This is a genomic window from Streptomyces sp. NPDC088745 (assembly GCF_044751045.1).
GTDB lineage: Bacteria > Actinomycetota > Actinomycetes > Streptomycetales > Streptomycetaceae > Streptomyces > Streptomyces cremeus.
Genome location: NZ_JBIVLB010000013.1, coordinates 194,858 through 201,304, shown reverse-complemented (window position 1 = coordinate 201,304; position 6,447 = coordinate 194,858). Strand labels below are relative to the sequence as shown.

General features: G+C 65.3%; 2 protein-coding genes. One reads left to right on the top strand and one right to left on the bottom strand.

Going from position 1 to position 6,447, the window contains the following annotated elements; genetic code table 11:
• Positions 1-1,046 precede the first annotated feature (1,046 nt).
• A complete protein-coding gene (locus ACIP93_RS29160) occupies positions 1,047-4,937 on the top strand; it encodes a hypothetical protein (protein ID WP_401763343.1) in 3,891 nt (1,296 codons plus the stop codon).
• 334 nt (positions 4,938-5,271) lie between these two features.
• Here the strand turns inward: ACIP93_RS29160 and ACIP93_RS29155 are convergent, their stop codons facing one another.
• Positions 5,272-6,231 (bottom strand): hypothetical protein, encoded by a 960-nt coding sequence (locus ACIP93_RS29155; RefSeq protein WP_401763340.1) that lies wholly within the window; start codon positions 6,229-6,231, stop codon positions 5,272-5,274.
• Between the last annotated feature and the right edge of the window lie 216 nt (positions 6,232-6,447).

The following is a 6,447-nucleotide window of genomic DNA, read 5'->3' as shown; positions in this document are numbered from 1 at the left end:
CCCCGCCCACGACCGGGCATCAACGAGTTCCCCACCCATGAACAGAGCAACGACCAACCTGCCCAACCGTCACGACAAGGACCGTTGCAGTACTAGCCCGGTGGCGCGACCGGCGGCACCACCAGAAGCAACCGCAATCCTGCGCGTGCCAGCCGCGCCGAGCTGTTCAGCCGCGAAGACCAATGAGGCGCGTCGTCGACCAGCCACCCGGCAAGGAACTGTCCGCAGAGGCATCGGACGCGCCGACCGCAGCCGTCGAGGCGGCGCGGGCGCCGTGCAGTCCTCGCTGGCCGAGCAGGTCACCCTCGGCGTCTCGTCCGGGTCGGCGTGCAGGGTGAGTTTGCTGCCCCTGAGCTTGGTTCGCGCTTGCTCCGCGAGGGGTGATGCCGTCGTCTGTCAGTGGGTGTTGGGAGAATGGGGGCGTGACAGATTCTGTGTTTGGCTTTCATGCTCCTCGAGTGTGCAGGGTGCGGGGTGAGCAGCTTGCCGCTGAAGATCTAATTGTGCAGGCGGCCGATGCGTTCCGAGCGGACGATGAAAACGTGGTCATGGATGCAGAGCATCTTCGTCAGGGGGCCTTGGCGCTTCCCGCTGTCGTCGCAGCGGCAGGGGCTATGGTCGTGCTGGGTGAACCCGGAGCAGGTAAGACTTCCGTCCTGAAGCAACTCACCAATGGGTTGCCCCATGTCCTCGACACTTGGAGCCGAGACTCCGACGCATGTCTTTGGGTGACAGGTGGGGATCTTACCGAGCATTCCTATCAAGAAGAGCTAGGGTCTCATCTTCTCTCCTTGCCTTCGGAAGGAGAGACTGCCGAAGGTGCCGGAGTACTGACGGTAGTCCTGGATCAGGCCGACGAGAGTCCACTTCTGCCACGTCTGTCCAGGTTGCTGAGAAGGTCACTGAGCGGCCGAAACCCTAACAGGGTTCGGTTTCTGATGGCCTGCCGCACAGCCGACTATCGGGCGGCGCTGACGTCTGCGTTGGCCGAGGCTTTCGGTGCGTGCAGATGCGTCGATCTGGCTCCGTTGAGTCGTGCGGAGGCTGTGGCACTGGCTGACAGCGCCGGCGTCCCGGGAGAAGATCTGGTGGTGGCGGCCGAGTCGGCTGGCGCCGCTGTTCTTGCTGGAGTACCACTGACGTTGGAATTGCTGGTACTGACCTATCAGACTGATGGCCAGCTGCACGGGCGGCCAGAAGAGTTGTTCGCTCGCGGAGTAGCGCGGCTTGGTGAAGACCCCGACCCTCGCCGACTTAAGAAACCGCTGATCACCACGGCTCATCAACGCTTGACGGTGGCGGGACGCATAGCTGCGTGGATGTTGTTGTCCGGCCACCGGACGGTATGGCGTGGTGCCTCGTTTGAAGCCAGCACCTACGATCTGCAGGGCGACGTACTGGCGGGTGGAACGGAGCGGACCGACGCTGGACCGTTCGAGATTTCGCCCCAAGTGGTCGAAGAATGCTTCGCAACCGCCCTGTTCACAGCGCCGGATGACGACAGGGTGGCATTCCGCCATTCCTCCGTGGCGGCCTACCTCGCAGCCCGGTACCTGACCGATCGAAAGATCACGCAGCGGCAGCTGGAGAATCTCTTCCTGATCTGCGCACCAGACGGAGAGACGGCGACTATTCCAGCACCGCTGCGGGAGACAGCAGCCTGGCTGGTGGCCATGAACCCCTCTGGCGGCGACTGGCTGGCCAGCGCCGATCCCGAGAGCCTCGCGGTGCACAGCGCGCTCGTGCGTTCCGACGAGGTCCGTCGGCTCACCGTAAGCAGGCTGCTGGAACGTGCGGCACAGATCGAACTGGGAGACACAAGATGGCAGCTCTCCCGCTGGGACCTGCGCCATCCCTCACTCGCTCACCAGCTCGCCGACAACTTGGAGCTTTGCCCTGCCGAAGGTGCGGCCAGCTGGCAGTCCACAGCACGAATCCGGCTCGCGATCCAGCTGGCTCAGGAAGCCGGAACCAATCACCCCAGGTTGGCCGACGCCCTGGTGAGGTTGGTGCAGAACGACACATGGCATCAAACGGAGCGTCGCTTGGCGGCACGCGCCGCGTTCGCCTGCGACCCAGGCCGTGCCGTGCCAGTCTTCGTCGAGGTGCTCGCCACGCTGTCCGAACCGCCTGACGCCAAGCGGGTGGACCCCGACCATGAGCTCCGGGGCACTCTACTGAGCCTGCTGTGGCCGCACCATTTGGACACAACGACGATGCTCGGTGCCCTTCGGCCTCCATCTCCGGACCTGTACGGCAACTACGCCCACTTCCTGAGGACCATGCCAGGTGAGTGCAGGGACGAGGATCTGCCAAGTCTTCTGGCTTGGGCATCCGACGCAGTTTGCCGGCCGGACAGTGGCTACGTCTTCTCGCACGATCGCTTCGAGATCTCACTGATCAATGGGGTGATCGACCGCGCGATGAAGATGTCGGAAGCGACTCAGCACGCGGACACTTTGGCGAAGATCATTTTCGGTCTCCTCCATAACCACCACAAGGTCCAGCTGCCGGATTGTCTGCAACCCGATGAGCACGGGGACGAGACGCAGGAGACTCGTTCACGACGCAGGCTTCTGACCGAAGCCCTTGTCAGAGAGGCTGTCCGAACAAACCTCGACCCGCGCACGGCGGCCTACCAGATCGCGTACGACTGGGAACGACGCCCGTCGCTACGGCTCGACGCACTCTCGGAGCCCGAGCCGGTGACCCGTCATCACCTCGTCGATCGGGAGGACTTCCCCTGGGTCTTGGAGCAGACTGTCGAGGCGGCGGGGGACGGCGACGGTGCGGCCACCCAGGTGTACGGCGAGCTCGCCTCCTGGACGTTCCCTACGGACGACCCCCATGTGTTCGAACTGGCCTATGACGAAATGCACCCGGCCTGGCCATACCTGCGCTCCTTCTACGCTGCCATCCGTGTCGATAGCCCGCTAGCTCAGTCGTTGCGCCACAACTACAGCGCTGGCAGAGCGCATTGGCCGGAAGCCGCAAAGTTCATGGCCCAGCAAACGCGGCTCCTCACTGAAGCCAGGGCGGGAGACAACGACAGCCTATGGCGGTTCCTGTGGGGCCTGCGCTTTGACCCGCAGACGGGGGACTTTTCACAGGACGCACTGGGTGCCCTCTCGAGCTGGCCAGCCGCCGTAGCTCTCGGTGACGATCTGTCGGATTTGGCTGAGCTTGCTCGCCGCTACCTCACCACCGAGCATGACCGTGCGGATTCATGGCTCCCGCACGCCCGTCGCAACAAGTGCTCCTGGGCGGGATACGCCCTCCTAACCGAGCTGCACAGAACGAACCCCCTGCTCGAATTTCCTGCAGGGGTCTGGAGCTCGTGGGCAGCCGCGATTCTCACTGAGTACATGGGCATGTCGACGAGCTACGTGGAACCCGTGCGGGTGAACTTGCTCCGCTTAGCAGCCCGTCACGCACCTGAGTCGGTTGCCTTGCGCGTTAGCCAGGTTGCCCGAGCAGCGCTGACGGCAGGCCGACAGCCCATCGAGCTCAATGCGATTGATCCGCGCTGGGCTCCTGAACTCCGTGCGTGCTTGGAAGACCTCGCCATCGAAATTTCCATTTGTCTCGGACTCGCATCCGAGGCGGCCGAAAGAACCCTGGCTGGCTCCCCAGGAAACACAGACCACCTGACACGCTTGCCCAACAACGATGAGGCGCGTGAGGCCGCGCTGCGGACCTGGCACAGCGCCGTGACCGCGCTGCTCACCACCGACAGCCGAGTCGTGCACGAGATCATTGATGCCAGTATCGATGGACCGAAAGAGACCCCGCTTGCCGTACGAGCTGCCGTCCTCGCTGCTCATGCCCTATTGACCACGGACGCCGAGGCGAACTGGCCACGAGCCAAGGCTGTCGCGGCAACCGACCTCGAGCTCGGCCGCAAGTTGGCAGAAGCATGTGCCAGGACAGAGGCGGAGCGCATCCAAGCCTCCCTCAGCGAGGCTCTCGTTTCCGACTTGTATTCGTGGCTCAGTGGGTTGTACGACCCTCAGGAGGACAAGCCTCTTCGCGGGGTCGGCTGGATCACGGATGAGCAACAAGTGCGCAGATGGAGAGACCGCCTACTAACTGAGCTAAGCCGACGAGGCACCGCTGAGGCGATTCGTCAACTGCGCCAACTCGCGACTCTGTATCCCTCCCGGCTGTCCATCGCCGCGGCACTCGTCGAGGCGACTAAGCAACATGCCGTTGCGAGTTGGAGCCAGGTGCATACGGAGGACGTGGTGCGGCTCCTGCAGGATCCAGCGCTGCGCATCATTCGCACCAGCACAGATCTCTTGGATGTGGTGTACGAGGTCCTTGAGGTGGTGGGCCGGGAGCTTCCCTCGCACTGCGAGTTGCTCTGGGACCGTACACCGGGCAAGAGACCCCGAAGGCCTTCCCCAGAAAACCCACTTATCCCGGACGTTTGGCGCCCCAAGCCCGAAGCGGCTCTCTGCGCTTACCTCGCACACGAGCTGCTACTTCGGCTGGCCGGCCGCCGTGTCGCCGTCAACCGGGAGGTGCTGATCCACCCCACCGATCCATACGGCGCGGGCGACCGCACTGACCTTCTCGTCGAGGCGATGCCCTCACCGAGTGACGACCCCAACATCACTGCGAGCGGGTCAGTCAAACTGGTCATTGAGGTCAAGGGATCCTGGAACGACGAAGTTCCCACGTCTCAAGCGGAACAGTTGGCAGGCCGATATCTGCCGGAAGCGGGAACGGATGTAGGCATCTACATCGTCGGCTGGTATCCGATCAAACTCTGGGATGCCACGGGTGACAACCGTAAGACCCAGGCGAAGAAGCTCCAGCTGGACACACTCCTCGTCCATCTGCTGGACCAGGCGGCGAGCCTCTCGCAAGCGGGTGGAGTTCACGTTCGCCCCATGGTGATCAACATTCCGCGGCCGGACAGGCAGAAGGTGTGAGCGGCAGAGCTCGGTGAGGCGCTCACGCAAGGGCGTGTGGGAGTGGTCTGAGTTTCCTGAGGCGCAACAACTGGTCAGCTCAGGAGGGCACAGCACTGGCCGGAGACGTTGGGCGACCCGATAGCCTGGGGTTGCCTTAACGGAGTTTGGTGGACACCAACGTCGACAACCCGGACCGCAAGGTCCGCCTCAGCTTCCTGGGCTGACCGCGATCGTCCTGGCCGTGGCCGCCGCAGAACCGGTCGTCGACATGCTGCTGATCGTTCCGGACCCCGGGCGCGAAACGAGCGGATGTCGCGATTCCGGGACCGACCGCGCGGCCACGCGGGCGATCTCAGTGCCGGTCCGCCGTGCCGTGCGCGTCGTCGTGGCCCGCTTCCGGGGCAACCGGGTCGCCGTGCTGTGCGGCCGGGCCCGCCTCGACCGTGAAGGCCGCCGTGCGGACCGTGCCCCCGTGCTGGAAGTCCAGGAAGAGGCGGTACGTTCCCGGGCTCGGGGCCGTCACGCTGAACGCGACCTCCGGGCCCGGGCGGGTGGCGCCGTCGCCGGGGGCGCCGTGCGGGTGGACGTGGAGGTGGGCGAGGTCGCCCGAGCGCAGGGCGACGAGGTGACCGTAGGCGCCCAGGTACGGCTGGAGGTCGGTGACGGGTTCGCCGTTCCGGGAGACCTTGAGGGTGAGGGTGCTGCTCTTGGCGGGCTTGAGGGCGCCGGCCAGGGTCACCTCGTAACCGTCGACCTCCGCCGTACGGGAGGGGGCGGGCAGGGGGTTGGGCGCGTAGGTGCCGGAGACGGCCAGGTCCGCGCCCAGGGTGAGGGCCTCGGCCCCCTTCTTCGCGGGCTTGAAGTCGGCGAAGGCGCGGTAGCCGCCCGCTGCCGGGAGGTCGGCGGTGGTCGACCAGGTGCCGTCGGCGGCGCGGGTCGGGTGCAGATGGCGGAAGACCGTCAGGTCGCGTGAGGCCACGATGAAGTGCAGCTCCTTCTCGTGCTCCCGGGTGTACGCGGTGACCTTGCGGCCCCGCGCGTCCCTGATGGAGAAGCGGAGCGGAGTGCGCTCGCCGGGGGAGACCCGGGGGGTGTCCAGGACGAGGGTGTACCCGGCCGCCGAGACCTGGAGGCCGCCCGCGGAGGAGGCCGCCTTCCGGTCGCCGGGGCCCGGTTCCGTGTGCGGTCCGGCGGCATGGGCGGGCCGGGTGTCCTCGCCGAGCGGGCCGACGCCCTTGCCGACTCCGTAGGCCGCGCCGAAGGTCGCGGCGACGGCCGTGCCGAAGGCGGCGATCCTCAGTCCTGTGTTCATGGCGGTCTCCTCGACGTCAGGGGGGTGGAATGCGGGTGCGGTGCGGTCGGCCGGTCCGTGGTGCTGCCGCAGCACTCACCATACCCCTGGGGGGTATGCAGTCAAGAGGTGTCGGGAGGGCGGGGGAGGGGGTCAGGGATTCTTTGAGGTGCCATAAGTCGGCCTTATGAGGTCATAGATCCGACCCGGCTACTGACTTAGGTTTGCCTTAGTTTA

Coding starts and splice junctions, on each gene's coding strand:
- ACIP93_RS29155 (WP_401763340.1), bottom strand. CDS start 6,231: ATGAACACAGGACTGAGGATCGCCGCCTTCGGCACGGCCGTCGCCGCG.